General features: G+C 68.9%; 15 protein-coding genes. 9 read left to right on the top strand and 6 right to left on the bottom strand.

Annotated elements, in window-relative coordinates:
- The first annotated feature begins 74 nt into the window (after nt 1–74).
- Complete coding sequence (locus tag Aco03nite_RS45415; RefSeq protein WP_203808048.1) at nt 75–425, top strand: hypothetical protein; 351 nt, start codon at nt 75–77, stop codon at nt 423–425.
- Nucleotides 426–559: 134 nt separating this feature from the next.
- Complete coding sequence (locus Aco03nite_RS45420) at nt 560–1165, top strand: DUF6585 family protein (protein WP_203808050.1); 606 nt, start codon at nt 560–562, stop codon at nt 1163–1165.
- A gap of 15 nt (nt 1166–1180) precedes the next feature.
- Here Aco03nite_RS45420 and Aco03nite_RS45425 read toward each other — a convergent pair whose 3' ends face one another.
- The 4 genes from Aco03nite_RS45425 to Aco03nite_RS45440 all read right to left on the bottom strand — a co-directional run bounded on the left by Aco03nite_RS45425 (nt 1181) and on the right by Aco03nite_RS45440 (nt 5156).
- Complete coding sequence (locus Aco03nite_RS45425) at nt 1181–3049, bottom strand: cellulase family glycosylhydrolase (RefSeq protein ID WP_239145975.1); 1869 nt, start codon at nt 3047–3049, stop codon at nt 1181–1183.
- Nucleotides 3050–3195: 146 nt separating this feature from the next.
- Nucleotides 3196–3741: a hypothetical protein gene (locus Aco03nite_RS45430; RefSeq protein ID WP_203808054.1), complete on the bottom strand. Its 546-nt coding sequence runs from the start codon at nt 3739–3741 to the stop codon at nt 3196–3198.
- Between the two features lie 40 nt (nt 3742–3781).
- Nucleotides 3782–4648, bottom strand: coding sequence for a nucleotidyltransferase-like protein (locus Aco03nite_RS45435; RefSeq protein WP_203808056.1), 867 nt, complete (start codon nt 4646–4648; stop codon nt 3782–3784).
- Nucleotides 4649–4739: 91 nt separating this feature from the next.
- Nucleotides 4740–5156: a winged helix-turn-helix transcriptional regulator gene (locus tag Aco03nite_RS45440; RefSeq protein WP_203808058.1), complete on the bottom strand. Its 417-nt coding sequence runs from the start codon at nt 5154–5156 to the stop codon at nt 4740–4742.
- Nucleotides 5157–5195: 39 nt separating this feature from the next.
- Between Aco03nite_RS45440 and Aco03nite_RS45445 the strand changes: the two genes are divergently transcribed.
- Nucleotides 5196–6092, top strand: a complete 897-nt coding sequence (locus Aco03nite_RS45445) for an alpha/beta fold hydrolase (protein WP_203808060.1) — start codon at nt 5196–5198, stop codon at nt 6090–6092.
- Nucleotides 6093–6267: 175 nt separating this feature from the next.
- On the opposite strand, the gene Aco03nite_RS45450 is transcribed toward Aco03nite_RS45445, so the two are convergent.
- Complete coding sequence (locus Aco03nite_RS45450; RefSeq protein WP_203808062.1) at nt 6268–6660, bottom strand: hypothetical protein; 393 nt, start codon at nt 6658–6660, stop codon at nt 6268–6270.
- 149 nt (nt 6661–6809) lie between these two features.
- On the opposite strand from Aco03nite_RS45450, the gene Aco03nite_RS45455 reads away from it, so the two are divergent.
- Both Aco03nite_RS45455 and Aco03nite_RS45460 read left to right on the top strand, forming a co-directional pair.
- Nucleotides 6810–7946 carry a hypothetical protein gene (locus Aco03nite_RS45455; RefSeq protein ID WP_239145969.1) on the top strand — a complete coding sequence of 379 codons (1137 nt, stop codon included), beginning with the start codon at nt 6810–6812 and terminating at the stop codon, nt 7944–7946.
- Between the two features lie 90 nt (nt 7947–8036).
- Nucleotides 8037–9287 carry an alkaline phosphatase gene (locus Aco03nite_RS45460; RefSeq protein WP_203808065.1) on the top strand — a complete coding sequence of 417 codons (1251 nt, stop codon included), beginning with the start codon at nt 8037–8039 and terminating at the stop codon, nt 9285–9287.
- On the opposite strand, the gene Aco03nite_RS45465 is transcribed toward Aco03nite_RS45460, so the two are convergent.
- Nucleotides 9280–10296 (bottom strand): LacI family DNA-binding transcriptional regulator, encoded by a 1017-nt coding sequence (locus Aco03nite_RS45465; protein WP_203808067.1) that lies wholly within the window; start codon nt 10294–10296, stop codon nt 9280–9282. The two genes, Aco03nite_RS45460 and Aco03nite_RS45465, sit on opposite strands and share 8 nt — an antisense overlap.
- 160 nt (nt 10297–10456) lie before the next feature.
- Between Aco03nite_RS45465 and Aco03nite_RS45470 the strand changes: the two genes are divergently transcribed.
- Genes Aco03nite_RS45470 through Aco03nite_RS45485 form a run of 4 tightly spaced genes read left to right on the top strand, consistent with a single transcriptional unit; the run spans nt 10457 to nt 15655 of the window.
- Nucleotides 10457–11761 (top strand): ABC transporter substrate-binding protein, encoded by a 1305-nt coding sequence (locus Aco03nite_RS45470; protein WP_203808069.1) that lies wholly within the window; start codon nt 10457–10459, stop codon nt 11759–11761.
- Nucleotides 11758–12639 (top strand): carbohydrate ABC transporter permease, encoded by an 882-nt coding sequence (locus tag Aco03nite_RS45475; protein WP_239145970.1) that lies wholly within the window; start codon nt 11758–11760, stop codon nt 12637–12639. The genes Aco03nite_RS45470 and Aco03nite_RS45475 overlap by 4 nt, the downstream gene beginning before the upstream one ends.
- Entirely contained in the window at nt 12636–13466 is an 831-nt protein-coding gene (locus tag Aco03nite_RS45480; protein ID WP_203808071.1) for a carbohydrate ABC transporter permease, read from the top strand. The genes Aco03nite_RS45475 and Aco03nite_RS45480 overlap by 4 nt, the downstream gene beginning before the upstream one ends.
- Before the next feature lie 17 nt (nt 13467–13483).
- Nucleotides 13484–15655 (top strand): alpha-L-rhamnosidase, encoded by a 2172-nt coding sequence (locus Aco03nite_RS45485; protein ID WP_239145971.1) that lies wholly within the window; start codon nt 13484–13486, stop codon nt 15653–15655.
- Nucleotides 15656–15691 lie beyond the last annotated feature (36 nt).

The following is a 15691-nucleotide window of genomic DNA, read 5'->3' on the forward strand; positions in this document are numbered from 1 at the left end:
TCGGCGAACTTCCTCTCGGGGCGGGAGGGATCTCGCTCCTCAAGCACCAGGACTTCAAGATCGAGGAGGTAGTGATGGGTGACCACTACGAGGTCGGGCAGGCCGGATCGGTCGGTCCGCGGTCCGTAGCCGTCGGGCAGAATTTCACCCAGGTGTGGCACAAGACCTCGGCTGACGTGGACCTGCGGGAACTGGCCGCGGAGCTGAGCCGGCTCCGGGAGGCGGCCCGGGGATTCACCACCGGTTCTCCGGAGGACGAACTCGCCCTTGCCGAGATCGCGACGGCGGAGAACGCCGCGAAAGCGGATGACGGTGCCAAAGTCCTTCGGCACCTGGCCCGCGCGGGCGAATGGGCCCTGGCGATAGCGAAGACGATCGGGGTTCCGGTCGCGGTCCGGGCCCTGGAAGCCGCCATCGCCGGCTGAGTTCCGCGGGCCGGATCTCGGTGGCGGGTGGCGGGTGGCGGGTTCGTCACGGGGAGTCAGTGGGGCGGCTTACTTGATCATCTGTGGCTATCATCGGCGCCGTTGATTTTCCGATCGTCACAGGGGAGAAACGTATGACTCAGCCGCCGCAGTCTCCGGAGAGCGGGCCCTCCGCATCGTCGTCACAGGCGCCTCCGCCCGAGGTGATACAGGCGGCCGCTGCGCGACAGCTCGGGCAGCTCGTCGCCGCGCAGCGGGGCACCAATCCGGTGGGGAACCTGGTCTTCGGGATCGGGGGTGGGATCGCGCTGATCGTCGCCGGCATCCTGGTCGCCTGGATCGGGTCGGCGCTGGACTTCGGGGCTCTGCGGTTCGTCGCCTGTCCGCTGATGGTGTTCGGTGTGATCGTGCTGGGCTACGCGGTGATGGCGCTGTTCGCCGGGTTCACCGCCACCTACCTGTTCGAGAACGGGCTGGTGCACTCCAAGAACAAGAAGCTCGAGACGGTGGCCTGGCCCGAGGTGGACCAGCTGTGGCTGTGGAAGGCCGGCGGCGACAACTTCCTCACCGGCCAGCTGCTCTGCTACTACGTGGTGACCACCGACGGGCGCAAGGTTCCGGTCGAGTCGGCGGTGGCCAAGGGTGAGACGCCGCTCGGCCCGCAGCTGGAGCAGATCGTCGCCCAGCTGGGCCGCCCCGTCGTCGACAGCGGCCCGCTGACCGGCAAGATGAAGCCCTGACCGGCGATGCCTCTGTTATGAGGCAGCGCAGCTCAGCGCTGCGGGGGTGGCCGCCGGGCCGTTCGCGGTGAAGCCGAACGTGGTGCTCGCGCCCGGGGCCAGGGCGCCGTTGTGGGCGGCGTTGCGGACCGTCACGGCCGGGGTGCCGAGGACGCCGTTCCACAGTGACGCGACGGTGGTCGTGGACGGGTAGGTCCAGCTCACCGTCCAGGCGGCGCCGGCCGTGGTGCCGGTGTTCTTGACCGTCACCTCGGCCTGGAACCCGCCGTTCCACGAGCTGATCGTGGCGAACGTGGCCGAACAGCCCTGGTCACCGCCGCCTCCGGTCCCGCTGCTGGTGGTCACGCTGCGGGCGGCCGAGGCGGCGGAGACGTTCCCGGCCGCGTCGCGGGCGCGGACACTGAAGCTGTACGCGGTGTTCGCGGTCAACCCCGTCGCCGTGTACGACGTGGCCGACACCGTGGCGATCACGGTTCCGTTGCGCAACACGTCGTAGGCGGTCACGCCCACGTTGTCGGTGGCCGCCGCCCAGCTCAGGGCCGCACTGTTCGCGGTGATCGGGCCGGCCGTGGGCTGGCCCGGGGCGCTCGGCGCGGTGGTGTCGCCGGGTTCCCCGCCGTTGCCGTACCGCTGTCCGAGACTGATCCCCGTGGTCGACCCGTCGCCGCCGAGCGGGACCTGGTGGTCGAGCCCGACGAACCTGTTCTGGTACTGCCACAGCGCCGGTTTGAGCAGCGCGTACTTCTGCTCGTCCCAGGTCTTCCAGTCGTCCAGCAGCAGACCGCCGGTGTCACCCGAGTTCGGGTTCAGCACCCAGAACGTCTGGTGCAGCTTGTTCTCGGCGATCAGGTCCCGCAGCGCCGTCATCCACTTGTCCTGCCGGGCGTCCTGCCCGAGACGGCCGCCCCACTCACCGATCAGCAGCGGCGCGGTGTTGTTCTCGTGCAGGTAGAACCAGTTCGGCCGCCACACGTCGTCGGTCAGTGTGGTCTTGTCGAACGGCTTGTCGAACCACGGCTGGTTGAAGACCAGAGGCCCGTAGTCGTGCGGCGAGTAGACCAGCTGGTCCTGGTTCGCGCCGAGGCTGATCGGGTGGTCCTTGACGCCGCGCAGGTTGCCGCCCCACCAGTTGTAGTAGTAGTTCGGTGACCGGTCCGGATCGGTGTTCGGGGAGTTCCAGGTCTCGCCCTCGCGCGGGTAGACCTCGTTGCCCTCGACGACGATCAGCACCTCCGGGTTGATCGCCAGGATGCGCTTGGCGGCGGTCTCCGCGGTGTGCTTCCAGTTGTCGACGTCGGTGGAACCGTCCCATTTGGCGCGGACGGTGTCGTTCGGCGTACCGTGCGGCTCGTTCTTGATGTCGAAGGCGACGATCGTGTCGTCGTTCTTCCAGCGGTTCGCCGCCCACTCCCAGCCCTGGTAGAACAGCTCCGGCGTGATCGAGCCCTTCCACCAGACCGGATGCACGTGCCCGGAGTTGTCGGCCTCGGCCGAGTGCACGTCCAGCAGCACCTTGATGCCGAAGCGCTCACACAGCTCCAGCCAGTACTCGAAGATCTGCAGGCTGTTCAGCCCGGTCAGCTCCGGGTTGGCGTAGGTGTTGACGTTCGGCGCGACGAAGGTGCCGGCCTTCCACTCCAGCAGCAGCTGGGTGGAGATCGGGACGCGGACCAGGTTGATGCCGCGCTGCGACATCTGCCGGGTGATGTCGGTGATGTTGGCCGACCACAGGCCGTGGAAGACCCGCTCGGTGGCGTTGAACCCGAACCAGTTGGCCCCGGTCAGCCATACCGGGTTCCCGGCGGCGTCGACGATCTGGTTACCGCTGACGTGCAGCCAGTCGTCGGCGGGCGGTGCGGCACTCACCGCGGGCGTTCCGCTCAGGGCGAGGACGACCCCGGCAAAAACCGAGACGACCTTCCTTCTCGTACGGGTCAGCTTCACAGACGTCTCCTGGGGTCGATTCTGGGAGCGCTCCCAATATCGACAGTATTTAATCCCCGGGAAATACTGGCAAGGTGTTCCGCCGACTATGTTCGGGGTGGCTCGTCCCGGGACGGGAGCCGCTTCACCGGCAGCGGGAACCGGCCCTGACCGAGCGCCGCCCGCATCGTCCTCACACAACGGTCCCGGGCGGCGTCCACCCGCCGGCGGTCGTAGTGCTGCTCCAGGTTCATCTCCGCGTCCGTGGTCCGCAGCGGTTTCTGCCAGGCCGTCTTCATCTGCACGCCGACCTCGGCCTTGGCCTCGGTGGCCAGCAGCCGGTAGGCGGCACCGACCGCGGGCGCCTCGATGTCCAGCAGCGCCTGGTGGAAGGCGAGCCGCGAATAGATCCGGCTCACCTCCTCGGTGAGCTCCCGGCGCACCTCCACGGTGCCGGTGCGCCGCCGGATCCGGTACGGCATCTCCGCGTAGTCCTCGATGACGGCGAGCGCCTCACCGAACGCCCGGGCCCGGCGCTCCCGGCGTGCCCCACGCTGGTTGAGCCCATAGGTCAGCAGCGCGGTGAGCGCCGCCCCGAGGATCGCGATGACCGGCACTATCACCGCAGCCGTCTGCGCGGCCGTCCACGTCATACCGCTGTACCGCTCATGCCTCGAAGATCCGCCCCGGACGTCAGAGTTGGTGAAGGACGTCGATGATTCTCGCAGCAGCGCCCGGATCCCATTGATCCGGACCCGGCCCGAACAACCGGTTGATCCCGTTCTGGCAGGGCAGGGCGCCGAACGTCACCGGATCGTCGCGGTGCATGCGGCGCAGCCACGCCAGGGCGTCCCGGTAGGCCGCCGCCGGTGACCCGGCCGAGCGGTAGATCCGGTCGGGGATAGTGAAGAGCAGACATTCGATCAGGTACGACGGAGCGAGCCAGCCGTCGATCATCAGATCCGCCCCGCCGCGCCGCCGGGCCCGCTTGGCCGCCCGGACCGCCTCCTTGAACCGGCCACCGGTCCGCCGGTCCTTGGCGTCGCCGTTGCGCCGGTGTTGCCGGGGAAAGTTGACGATCGCCCGGCCGTCCTGATCCCGGAAGAAGACACCCTGCTCGGAGAAGCCGGCGCCGGGCACCGGAGACCAGCGGTGCTCGGTGGCGACGAGCACGTCCACCATCTCCCCGAAGAGCGACCCGGGATCGTCGACGTTGAGGCAGCGGCGGCCCATCCGGACGGTGTGCGACTCGCCCAGAACGGTCAGGACGTCGTCGCGGAACTCCTCCCAGCCGTAACCGGGGACAGGCGCCGTGAGCATCAGCACCAGGTCGATGTCACTGCCCTGGTCCAGATGGGTGCCGTTGACACGCGAGCCCTGCCCGAAGATCTCGAACGCCCGCCCGTCGAGCAGCGTGGACCGGCTCAGCGCCCGCCGTAACTCGCCCTCGGCCCAGCCCACCAGGAATTCGTTCACCGCCACCGAGCCGGACGGCAGCCACATGCGGCCCGGCCGAGCCCACGGCCCCGCCGAACCCGTCTGCGGCAACCCGGTGCTCATGGTGCCAAGTATGCTCTCCGCCCGGTTCACGAACCAGATCACGGCCCGCCGGTCCGTCTTCAGAAGGTTCCGTCTTCACAGGGTTCCGTCTTCACAGGGTTCCGTCGAAGGCGCGGGCATTGTCCCTGACCACGGGGATGTAACGCTCGGCCCACTCGCGCAGACCGCGCAACGGCTCGACGAGCGTCATGCCCAGGCCGGTGAGACGGTAATGGACCCGGGGCGGCTTGGTCGCCTCGACCCGGCGGGCGACGAGGCCGTCCCGCTCCAGCGCCTTGAGGGTCTGCGCCAGCATCTTCGGCGAGATGCCCGCCATCACACGCTTCAGTTCCGCGAACCGGAGCTCCCCGTCGGCCGCGGCCAGCGACAGCACCGCCATGGTCGTCCATCGCGATCCCACCCGGTCGAGCAGCAGCCTCGTCGGGCACAGCGGATCGAACAGATCACCGGGCGAGGTGGTTACCCCGGCGTCACCTGGTGACGGGAAAGTGCCTTCTTGCCCGCTCACTGGAGGTTTCCTACGGTTACCACGTCCCGAATCGTAACCATGGAGGTCCTCGTGCGCCAGCCGGCCCTGTCCACTCACATCCGCGGGGCGACCACCCGCCGGATACCCGTCGACGGCGTCGAGATCGCCGTGGAGACCCTCGGGCGGGGGCCGGCCGTCCTGCTGCTGCACGGCTTCCCGCACACCCGCGCCATCTGGCGGGAGGTAGCTCCCCGGCTGGCCGCCGCGGGCTTCCGGGCGATCGCGCCGGACCTGCCCGGGCTCGGCGACAGCACCCCGGCGGTACGCGGGTACCAGGCACCGGCGATCGCCGCGGATCTGCTCGGTCTACTGACCGCCCTCGACGTCACCGAGGCACACGTCGCCGGCGTCGACCTGGGCGTGACCCCGGCGTTCGCCCTGGCCGCGGCACACCCCGAGTGGGTGAGCAGCCTGACCCTGTCCGAAGGACTGCTCGGCTCCCTGCCCGGTGCCGAGGAGTTCCTCCGCGACGGGCCGCCGTGGTGGTTCGGCTTCCATCAGGCGCCCGGCGGCCTGGCGGAGGACGTCCTGGCGGACTCGGCGGAGCGCTACATCCGCTTCTTCCTCGCCGCGGGCAGCCACCGGGGCCTGCCGGAAGACCTCGCCCGGATCATCGTGGCGGCATACCGGAGCCGGACGAGTCTCACCGCCGCCTTCGACCACTACCGCGCGATGCCGGCCACCGCGGCATGGATCGAGGCCTGGGCCCGGGACCGGCGATTGGTCCCGCCGGTGCTAGCCGTCGGCGGCGGTGCGATCGCCGGAGCCACCGCTCGCCAACTGGAGCCGATCACCGGCAAGCTCACCGAACACGTGCTCGACGACTGCGGCCACATCACCCCGATCGACCAGCCGGGCGCCTTCGCCGACCTGATCATCGACCACGCCCGCGCGTCCGCCGGGAACCGGACGTGACCCGGGGCAACGACAGGCCTTCCGGCAGCGCCGCGCGGCCCATGCCTGCGGGGTGCTCGGGGTGGGCGCGGCATCCCCAGCCCTCGGGCCGGCGCGGAGCCCGGTAGGAATCGCCGCGCCGCCGCGGCCCTGGCCCTGGACTCGCCGGGCCGGCAGGCGGGAAGGCGGGGGTGGTTCAGAAGTCCCAGTCGGACATGTCGTCGACCTCGGTGGGGGTGACGCCCTCGAAGACGACCAGGAGGCCCAGCTCGGTGGGGCCCGGGGCCTCGGCGAACCGAACCTCCCAGTTTCGGCCGGGCCGGAAGGTCAGCTCGGGATCCCAGCGGGCCATCAGGTCGGGGTCCAGGCCGGCGGCCGTCGCCGCCGCGGCGAGCAGGATGCCGGGGTCGGCACAGACGCCGTCGATGAAAGCCGGGTCCAGGTCGCCGCCGGTCCGCCCGTCGACGATCACGCTCACCGGCGTGCCGGGCCGGTTCCGGAGCGCGCCGGTCCAGCAGACCACCCCGGCGGGCGCCTCCGGCATCAGGACCAGGCCGGTCACATGGTCGAGGTGGGGAGGCTCGGTCACCAGCTCACGGTACCCACGCCCTGCTTGCGCCTGCGCCTTCGTCCCGTCGAGGAACGTAAGACATCGATTGTCGCGTATGCTTTGAGGCTCCTGTGAGCGCTCACATCCCCATACCGAGCGCGTTCCCCGATATCAGGAGAGGAATCCCCATGAGAGTTCGACATGGCATCGTCGCCGGGCTGCTGGTTGCGGCCGGGCTGGCCGGTGGTGGTGCTCCGGCGCATGCTGCCGCCTGTGGTGACGGGACGTTCCAGTCCCAGGTGACCGTCAGTGGCAGTACCTGGACGGCGCGCAACGCGGCCGGCAGCGCTGTCTACACCGGCACCGATTTTCGGGCGGCAGTGCAGGCCGGGATCGGCAGCTTGACCGCTGGGCGTACCTCGATCCAGCGGGTGGTGGTCCGCGGCAACGGCAGCATGACCGCGGGCAGCCGGATCTCGCTGGCCAGTTACACGTCACTCTCGGTGTGCGGCACGATCAACGTGACCGGCAGCGGCAGTGGCGACTACGCCCCGATCTACGCGCGCGGGGTCAGCAACATCGAGGTGCCCTACCTGAACGTCACCGGCGCGCCGATCTACGGCATCTTCATGCGCAACGTGACGAACGTCTGGCTGGGCGCCATCGACATGCGGCTGAGCAGTGGCCTCGGCGTGCGGATCGACAACCGGGGCGACACCAGCCAGTGGACCCGTAACGTCCGGGTGGACACGGTCTACGTCTCCGGCGCGAGTTCGCACGCGATGGAGACCTACGGCGTGGACGGCATCACCATCGGCACCGTCACCGCCCGCAGTGTCGGAGAGTCCGGTCTGCTGCTCAACCAGACGATCAACGCCACCGTCGGTACGGTCGACGCCGAGAACGCCGGGACCGGCACCGGGTACGCCGCGTTCCGGATGGCGAACCGGAACGGCCGGGTGGGTGACGCGTACCCGCAGAACATCAAGGTCGGCACGGTCAAGGCGCGGGGTGGCGGCCGTGGCGTGTTCTGTGTGTCGGAGAGCGGCGGCGCCACCATCGACCGGGTCGACATCGCGAACACCGGCAACAACGCGATCCTGGTGGAGAACTGCTACAACGTGACGGTCGCCGGGGTGTCCGGCACGGTCAGCGGTGGCGGTGAGATCCGGATCGCGGCCCGGACCGAGTTCGCCCCGTCGTCCGGGATCCGGTTCCAGAACCTGACGGTGTCGAATTCGAGCATCCGATGGAGCCCGTGCACCGGCAGCAACAACACGATCAGCAACGTCACCCGTACGAACACGGCCCTGACCTGGTGTTGACCGTGAACTGAGAGCAACGTGAACGGGGCCGGTGGGTGATCATCGGCCCCGTTACACACCCGGGCGCGTCACGGGGCGTTAACTGAGGTCATGCGGACGAGAACTGTGCAGTGGCTGGTCGCCCCGGTGGTGGCCGGCACCCTGGCCGCCGCCGGCCTGATCATTTTCAACCCGCTCACCGATGCGGGGGCCGGGAAGAAAGCGGACACCGGCGCGCCGCAACGCACCGTCCGCAATGTCATCTTCATCAACGGCGACGGCGTGGGCGCCGCCCACCGGGAGGCCGCCCGCCTCTTCTACGCCGGGCCGCGCGGCACCCTGATGATGGACTCGTTCCCGGTGTCCGGGCGCCTCACCACCAGCCCGGACGACCCGGCGAAGATCGTCACCGACTCGGCGGCCGGGGCCAGCGCCTGGGCGACCGGGGTGGCCACCTACAACGGGGCGGTCAGCGTCGACCCGGCCGGCAATCCGCTGCCCGCGCTCGGCGCCGAGGCGAAGAAGGCCGGCCGGGCCACCGGGCTGGTCACCACCGCCCAGGTCACCGACGCGACCCCGGCGGCGTTCTTCGCCAACGCCAAGGACCGGGCGGCCCAGGACGACATCGCCCGGCAGTACCTGGAGCGATCGAAACCGGACGTGATCCTGGGTGGCGGCGAGGACTGGTGGTTGCCGGCCGGTAAGCCGGGCGCGCACCGCGACAAGCCGGCCGAGGACCCGGCCGAGGGCAGCCGTGGCACCAAGGGTGACCTGATCACGAAGGCGAAGGCGGACGGCTACCAGTACGTCACGAACGCCGCCGGGCTGGCCGCGGTGAAACCCGGCAAGGTGCTCGGGCTGTTCGCCAACCAGGAGCTGTTCCAGCAGAAGCCGGAGGGGCAGGGCGACGTCTACCGGCCGCCGGTCACCCTGGCCGACATGACCCGCACCGCGCTGACCGGCCTGGCCGCCGACCCGGACGGCTTCTTCCTGCTGGTCGAGGAGGAGGCGGTGGACGAGTTCGCGCACAGCGACAACGGCACCCGGGTGCTGCAGGCGATGGGGGAGCTGGAGAAGGCGGTCGCGGTGGCCAAGGCGTTCGCCGCCAACCACCCGGACACGCTTGTCGTCGTCACCGGCGACCACGAGACCGGGGGACTGGCCATCGAGGACTACGCCGATGGCGACGGGCCATTCCCGGTCAAGGGCACCGGGCTGAAATTCTGGATCGACTGGACCACCAAGGGGCACACCGGGCAGAGTGTTCCGGTCACCGCTTACGGGCCGTCGGCGGAGAGGTTCAACGGGCAGCATCCCAACACGTACGTCCACGAGGTGTTGCGCCCGTTGCTCGTCAACTGACGACCCGGCCGCTGGAACCACGGACGCGCAGCGTGGCGGTGGCGACGTGCCGGCGTGGCTCGGTCCGGCCCTGGAGGCGCTCGAGCAGCATGGTCGCGGCCCGGGCGCCCATCTCGACACCCTGCTGGTCGACCGAGGTCAGGTCGATCAGCGGGTGCTGGGCCAGGTCGGTGTCGTCGTAGCCGGTGACCGCGACCCGCCCGGTCAGTCCGGCGGCGGCCACCCCGGCCAGGGCGTCCATCGCGATGTCGTCGTGCCCGGCGAAGATCGCGGTGGGCCGGTCGTCGCGGGCCAGCAGCTCGCGGGTGGCGGCCAGGGTGCCGGCCCGGCTGTCGTCGCGCCGGACCACCTCGACCAGATCGGACAGCCCGGCGGTGGCCATCCGGTCCCGGTAGACCTGCAGCCGGACCGAGTGCGGGGTGCCGGAGCCGGGCGCGGTGACCGTCTCCGGTTCGGTGAGGTGCACGATCCGGCGGTGGCCGAGGCCGAGCAGGTGGTCCATCACCGCGTTGGCGCCGCCGACGTCGTCGCCGACCACCGTGTCGTACCCACGGGGATGGTCGTGCCGTCCGATCATGACCACCGGAACCCGGGCGGCGAAGGCCTCCAGCCACTCCGGGTCGGTCAGCGGCGCGATCGCGATGATGCCGTCGACCATGCCGTCGGCCATCGACTCCAGGGTGCCGTAGGCGTGGCCCTCGGCCGGGGCCAGGACCAGCTGGTACGGCGTCCCGTCCACGGCGAGCTGGGCGCCCTCGACGATCTGGGTCATGAACCGGGCGCCGACCCAGGGGATCTCCAGCGCGAGCCGGTAACTCGACCCGCGCAGGGCCCGGGCGGCGACGCTGGGCCGGTAGCCGAGCTCGGCGATCGCGGCCTCGACGCGCACCCGCATCGCGGGGCTGACCCCGTAGGCGTTGCGGATCACCTTCGACACGGCGGCGCGGGACACCCCGGCCGTCTGGGCCACGTCACTGATCGTGACGGACCGGCTCCTAGCGATCGACATATGCCTCACTGTAGACCGTTCTCCGCAGCCCTCAGCAGCGGGTTCCGGCTTTTTGAAACGTTTCGCAAAACGTCTTGTGGAGCGAGTGTAGACCGGTCTACTGTGACGCCAGTTACACGCGGAGACCGATCTACACACATGTCTGAAACCGGAGGTTCATATGAGGAAACTCGGTGCGGCGCTGCTCACCGGCGCGCTCTGCCTGTCGGGCTGCAGCGCGGGATCACTCGGCTCCAGCGACGAGACCGCCGCGGGCCAGACCCAGATCACCTTCCTCACCAACAACGACCCGGCGAACGTCAAGGTCGCCGAAGCGATGATCGCCGCCTTCGAGGCCAAGAACACCGGCGTCGACGTCAAGCTGGACACCCGCCCGCAGGGCAGCGAGGGTGACAACCTAGTCAAGACCCGTCTCGCGACCGCCGACATGGCCGACGTCTTCGAATACAACTCCGGCTCGCTGCTGCAGGCCATCGCCCCGCAGACCAACCTAACCCCGGTCTCCGGCGAGGCCTGGGTCGGCGACCTGGACCCGGTTTTCAAGCAGGTCGTCACCGCGAACAACGAGGTCTACGGCTCGCCGTGGGGCCCGGCGGTCGGCGGCGGCATCTTCTACAACAAGCCGCTCTACACCAAGCTCGGCCTCCAGGTCCCGAAGACGTGGGCCGACTTCATGAGCAACAACGCCAAGATCAAGGCGGCCGGGGTGGCGCCGGTCCAGCAGACCTACAGCGAGACGTGGACCTCGCAGGTCCTGGTGCTCGCCGACTTCCACAACGTCGCCGCCGCCGATCCCGGCTTCGCCGAGAACTACACGAACAACAAGGCGAAGTACGCCACCACGCCCGCCGCCCAGGCCGGGTTCCAGCACCTGGAGGAGCTGCACAAGGCCGGGTACTGGAACAAGGACTTCGCGTCGGCCAAGTACAACGACGGTCTCGCCGCCGTCGCCGAGGGTAAGGCCGGCCACTACCCGATGATCACCTTCGGGATCCCGGCGCTGGACACCGCCGCCCCCGGCAAGGTGAACGACGTCGGCTTCTTCGCTCTGCCCGGCACCGACGCGAGCAAGAACGGCGTCACCCTGTGGGAGCCGTCCGGCATCTACATCCCCAAGTCCACCGAGGGTGACAAGCTGGCCGCCGCGAAGAAGTTCCAGGCGTTCGTCGCCTCCGCCGAGGGCTGCACCGCGTACGGCAGCGCCGCCCCGCTCGGCGGCCCGTTCGTGGTCAAGAGCTGCACGCTGCCGGCCGACGTCGCCCCGGCGGTCAAGGACCTGAGCGCCTACATTGACGCCGGTCAGGCCAGCCCGGCGCTGGAGTTCCTGTCCCCGATCAAGGGCCCGGCCCTGGAGCAGATCACCGTCGAGGTCGGGTCCGGCATCCGGTCCGCCGGCGACGCCGCGAAGCTCTACGACGAGGACGTCAAGAAGCAGGCCCAGCAGCTCGGGATCCAGGGCTGGTGAAGGATCCCGGGCTGGTGATGCTGCGCAAGAGCCCGTACCCGTACTGGTTCCTGATTCCCGGGGGCCTGGTCTTCACCGTCTTCTTCCTCGTCCCGTCGGTGATGGCGTTCTGGTTCAGCCTGACCCGGTGGACCCTGTTCGACCAGGAGTTCATCGGACTCGACAACTACGTGCAGTTCTTCCGGGAACCGGCGCTCGCCTCCGGCCTGTGGCACACCCTGGTCTACGCGGTCGTCACCTCGGGACTGAAAGTGATCCTCGGGATGGCCCTGGCGGTGCTGCTGACCGCCCCGATCCTGGGCCGCGGGTTCATGCGGTCGGTGGCGTTCTTCCCGGTCCTGGTCAGCACGATCGGGGTGGGCCTGACCTTTCAGGTGCTGATGCACCCCACCGAAGGCGTGATCAACCAGATCCTCGGCTGGGCCGGCATCACCGGCCCGGCCTGGCTGGTCGACCCGGACTGGGCGCTGCTGTCGGTCGCGTTCGTCGACGTCTGGCAGGGTGTCGGCCTGGCCACGGTGATCTACATGGCCGGCATCCTGTCCATCCCCGGCGAGTACTTCGAGGCCGCCAAGGTGGACGGGGCATCCGCCTGGCACCGGTTCCGCCGGATCACCCTGCCGCTGGCGAAACCGGCCACCGTCTCGGTGATCCTGCTGTCGCTGATCGGCGGGCTGCGCAAGTTCGACCTGATCTGGGCGATGACCAAAGGCGGACCGGGCTTCACCTCGGACGTGATGGCGTCGGTCATCTACAAGCAGTACCAGGCCGGTTTCTACGGTCTCTCCACCGCCGGAAACGTCGTCCTCTTCCTGCTGGTGATCCTGATCGCGCTCCCGTTGTTCTGGTTCTTCAACCGAAAGGACGACAACCAGTGAGTACGCGTCGTCTCAGCTGGCCGCTCAGCGCGGTGGCGATCAGTCTGTTCGGTGTCGTCTTCCTGCTGCCGTTCGCCTTCATCCTGCTCACCGCCGGGAAGACGCAGCAGGAATCGGCGGCGCTGGAATTCTCGTGGCCGACGCGGTGGGCGCTGGTGGAGAACTTCGTCGCGGTCGTGGAGGCCCGCGACTATCTGCTCATCATCGCGTTCATCAACAGCACGATCCTCACCGTGGCGAGCGTTTCCGTGGTGGTCGTGCTGGCATCGATGGCCGCCTTCGTGCTCCAGCGCCGCAAGAGCCGGTGGACGAAGGCGGTCAACCTGGTCATCCTCTCCGGACTGGTGCTGCCGCCGGCCGTCGTGCCGACGATCTGGGTGCTGCAGAAACTCGGGCTCTTCAAGACGATGCCCGGTCTGATCCTGGTCGAGATCGCGTACGCGATGGCGTTCTGTGTCCTGCTCTTCCAGGCCTTCATCGCCGGGATCCCCAAGGAGATGGACGAGGCGGCGACCATCGACGGCGCCGGGCCGCTCAGCCTGTTCTTCCGGGTCGTGCTCCCGCTGCTGCGGCCGATCATCGTGACCGTCGTGGTGGTGCAGACGGTGTTCATCTGGAACGACTTCGCCAGCCCGCTCTACTTCCTGCCCGGCGACGAGAACGCCACTGTGCAATTGACCCTCTTCAACTTCCAGGGGCAGTACACCAACTCCTACAACCTCCTCTTCATGGACATCCTCCTGATCACGGTGCCGCCGCTGGTCATGTTCATGATCTTCCAGCGCCAGATCGTGTCCGGCATGATCGCCGGTTCGGTGAAAGGTTGAGCCGCATGCAGGGTCGGATGATCACCACAGTTACCGAGTTGGGCAGCGCACCGGTCTTCCGCAAGGAGTTCTCGCTGTCGTCCGGTGATGTTTCCCGGGCGACGCTGAGGATCAGCAGCCTGGGCGTGCACGAGGCGCGGATCAACGGGAAGCCGGTCGGACCGGACGTTCTCAGTCCGGGATGGACCTCTTACGAACATCGGCTGCGGTACGTCACTCATGACGTCACCGCTCTCCTGGGGGAATCCAACACGCTGACCGTTCTGGTGGGCAACGGGTGGTACCGCGGGCGGCTCGGATTCATGGGCGGGCGGGCCTTCTACGGGGACCGGCTCGGGGTGATCGCCGCTTTGGAGATCGACTACGCCGACGGGTCGACGCAGGTCATCGCCACCGATGAGACGTGGAGTGCCGACAATTCGGATGTGATCGCGGACGATCTGTATCACGGGCAGACCATCGACGCCCGGCAGCGGACCGAGCTGCGCACCTGGCATCTGAGAACGCGCGAGCTGGACTTCGACACGTCGTTGCTCACGCCCTACATCGGTCCGGTCGTCACCCGGCACGAGGCCATCGCGCCGGTTTCCGTGTCGGCATCGCCGAGTGGGCGGACGCTTGTCGACTTCGGGCAGAACCTGGTCGGCTGGGTGCGATTCACCGTCACCGGGCCGGCCGGCTCGGAGATCCGGATCCGGCACGCCGAGGTGCTCGAGGACGGCGAACTCGGCACCCGGCCGCTGCGGGACGCCCAGGCCACCGACCGGTTCATCCTCAGCGGGGGATCCGATTTCTTCGAGCCGACGCTGACCTTCCACGGATTCCGGTATGCCGAGGTCAGCGGTTGGCCCGCGGATGTCCCGCTCTCTCTCGAAGCCGTCGTCGTGCATTCCGATCTGCGCCGGACCGGGGACTTCGCCTGCTCCGACGAACTGCTCAATCAACTGCACCGCAACGTCGTGTGGAGCACCCGGGGCAACTTCCTGGACCTGCCCACCGACTGCCCGCAGCGCAACGAACGGCTCGGGTGGACCGGGGATCTGGCCGTTTTCGCACCGACCGCGGCCTATCTCTTCGACACGTCGGCGTTTCTCGCGGACTGGCTCGCCGATCTGGCCGCCGAACAGTCCGCGGCGGACGGGCTGGTGCCGTTCGTCATCCCGGACATCCTCAAATACCAGGGGAGCCCGCCGGACTTTCCCGACCCGGACAGCACGGCCTTCTGGTCCGACGCCGCGGTCTGGGTTCCGTGGACACTGTGGCAGGCCTACGGCGATCGGACGATTCTCGAACGTCAATATCCGTCGATGGTGGCGCACGTCCGGCGGGTGGGGACCCTGCTGTCACCCTCCGGCGTGTGGGACGGTTCGTTCCAGTTCGGGGACTGGCTCGACCCGGACGCGCCGGCCGACAATCCGGCGAAGGCCAAAGCCGATCCGGGAGTGGTCGCCACCGCCGCCTATCACCGGTCGCTGTTGCTGGTCGCGGCCACCGCCACTCTGCTCGGGAACACCGCGGACGCCGACGAGTTCTCCGCGCTCGCTTCTCGGACCCGGGACGCCTTCCATGCCGCCTATGTGTCGGCTGACGGTGTGGTCCACTCCGACTGCACCACTGCGTACACGCTGGCCATCGAATTTGATCTGCTTGATCCCTCGCTTCGTGAGACTGCCGGGCGGCGACTCGCCGAACTCGTCGCCGCCAGCGGATATCGGGTCTCCACCGGGTTCGCGGGGACGCCCTACATTCTCGACGCGCTGACCAGAACCGGTCATCTCGACGCCGCGTACCGGCTGCTCACCGAGCGGGAGTGCCCGTCCTGGCTGTACCCGGTGACGATGGGGGCGACCACGATCTGGGAGCGGTGGGACTCGATGCTCCCGGACGGGTCGATCAACCCGGGGGAGATGACCAGTTTCAACCACTACGCGCTCGGGGCCGTGGCGGACTGGATGCACCGGACCGTCGGCGGGATCAACGCCCTCGCGCCGGGGTATGCGCGGGTGCGGATCGCGCCCCGGCCCGGAGGCGGGCTGACCTGGGCGCGGGCCGGGCTCGACACGCCGCACGGCCGGATCGAGGTGTCGTGGCGGCTCGCCGGCGACGGTTCGGTCGCCGCCGACGTGACCCTGCCGGAGGGGGTGACCGGGGTGCTGTCCCTGCCGGGGCAGCCGGATCGGGAGTTGTGATCCGCAACCTTTGGTTGCGCGTGGCTGTTCCGGGAG

Origin of the sequence: Actinoplanes couchii (assembly GCF_016862075.1) — a bacterium.
GTDB lineage: Bacteria > Actinomycetota > Actinomycetes > Mycobacteriales > Micromonosporaceae > Actinoplanes > Actinoplanes couchii.

Excerpts from the sequence above, each read along its gene's own strand:
- Aco03nite_RS45415 (WP_203808048.1), top strand. The coding sequence starts at position 75 with ATGGGTGACCACTACGAGGTCGGGCAGGCCGGATCGGTCGGTCCGCGG.
- Aco03nite_RS45420 (WP_203808050.1), top strand. The coding sequence starts at position 560 with ATGACTCAGCCGCCGCAGTCTCCGGAGAGCGGGCCCTCCGCATCGTCG.
- Aco03nite_RS45430 (WP_203808054.1), bottom strand. The coding sequence starts at position 3,741 with ATGACGTGGACGGCCGCGCAGACGGCTGCGGTGATAGTGCCGGTCATC.
- Aco03nite_RS45435 (WP_203808056.1), bottom strand. The coding sequence starts at position 4,648 with ATGAGCACCGGGTTGCCGCAGACGGGTTCGGCGGGGCCGTGGGCTCGG.
- Aco03nite_RS45445 (WP_203808060.1), top strand. The coding sequence starts at position 5,196 with ATGGAGGTCCTCGTGCGCCAGCCGGCCCTGTCCACTCACATCCGCGGG.
- Aco03nite_RS45455 (WP_239145969.1), top strand. The coding sequence starts at position 6,810 with ATGAGAGTTCGACATGGCATCGTCGCCGGGCTGCTGGTTGCGGCCGGG.
- Aco03nite_RS45460 (WP_203808065.1), top strand. The coding sequence starts at position 8,037 with ATGCGGACGAGAACTGTGCAGTGGCTGGTCGCCCCGGTGGTGGCCGGC.
- Aco03nite_RS45465 (WP_203808067.1), bottom strand. The coding sequence starts at position 10,296 with ATGTCGATCGCTAGGAGCCGGTCCGTCACGATCAGTGACGTGGCCCAG.
- Aco03nite_RS45470 (WP_203808069.1), top strand. The coding sequence starts at position 10,457 with ATGAGGAAACTCGGTGCGGCGCTGCTCACCGGCGCGCTCTGCCTGTCG.
- Aco03nite_RS45485 (WP_239145971.1), top strand. The coding sequence starts at position 13,484 with ATGATCACCACAGTTACCGAGTTGGGCAGCGCACCGGTCTTCCGCAAG.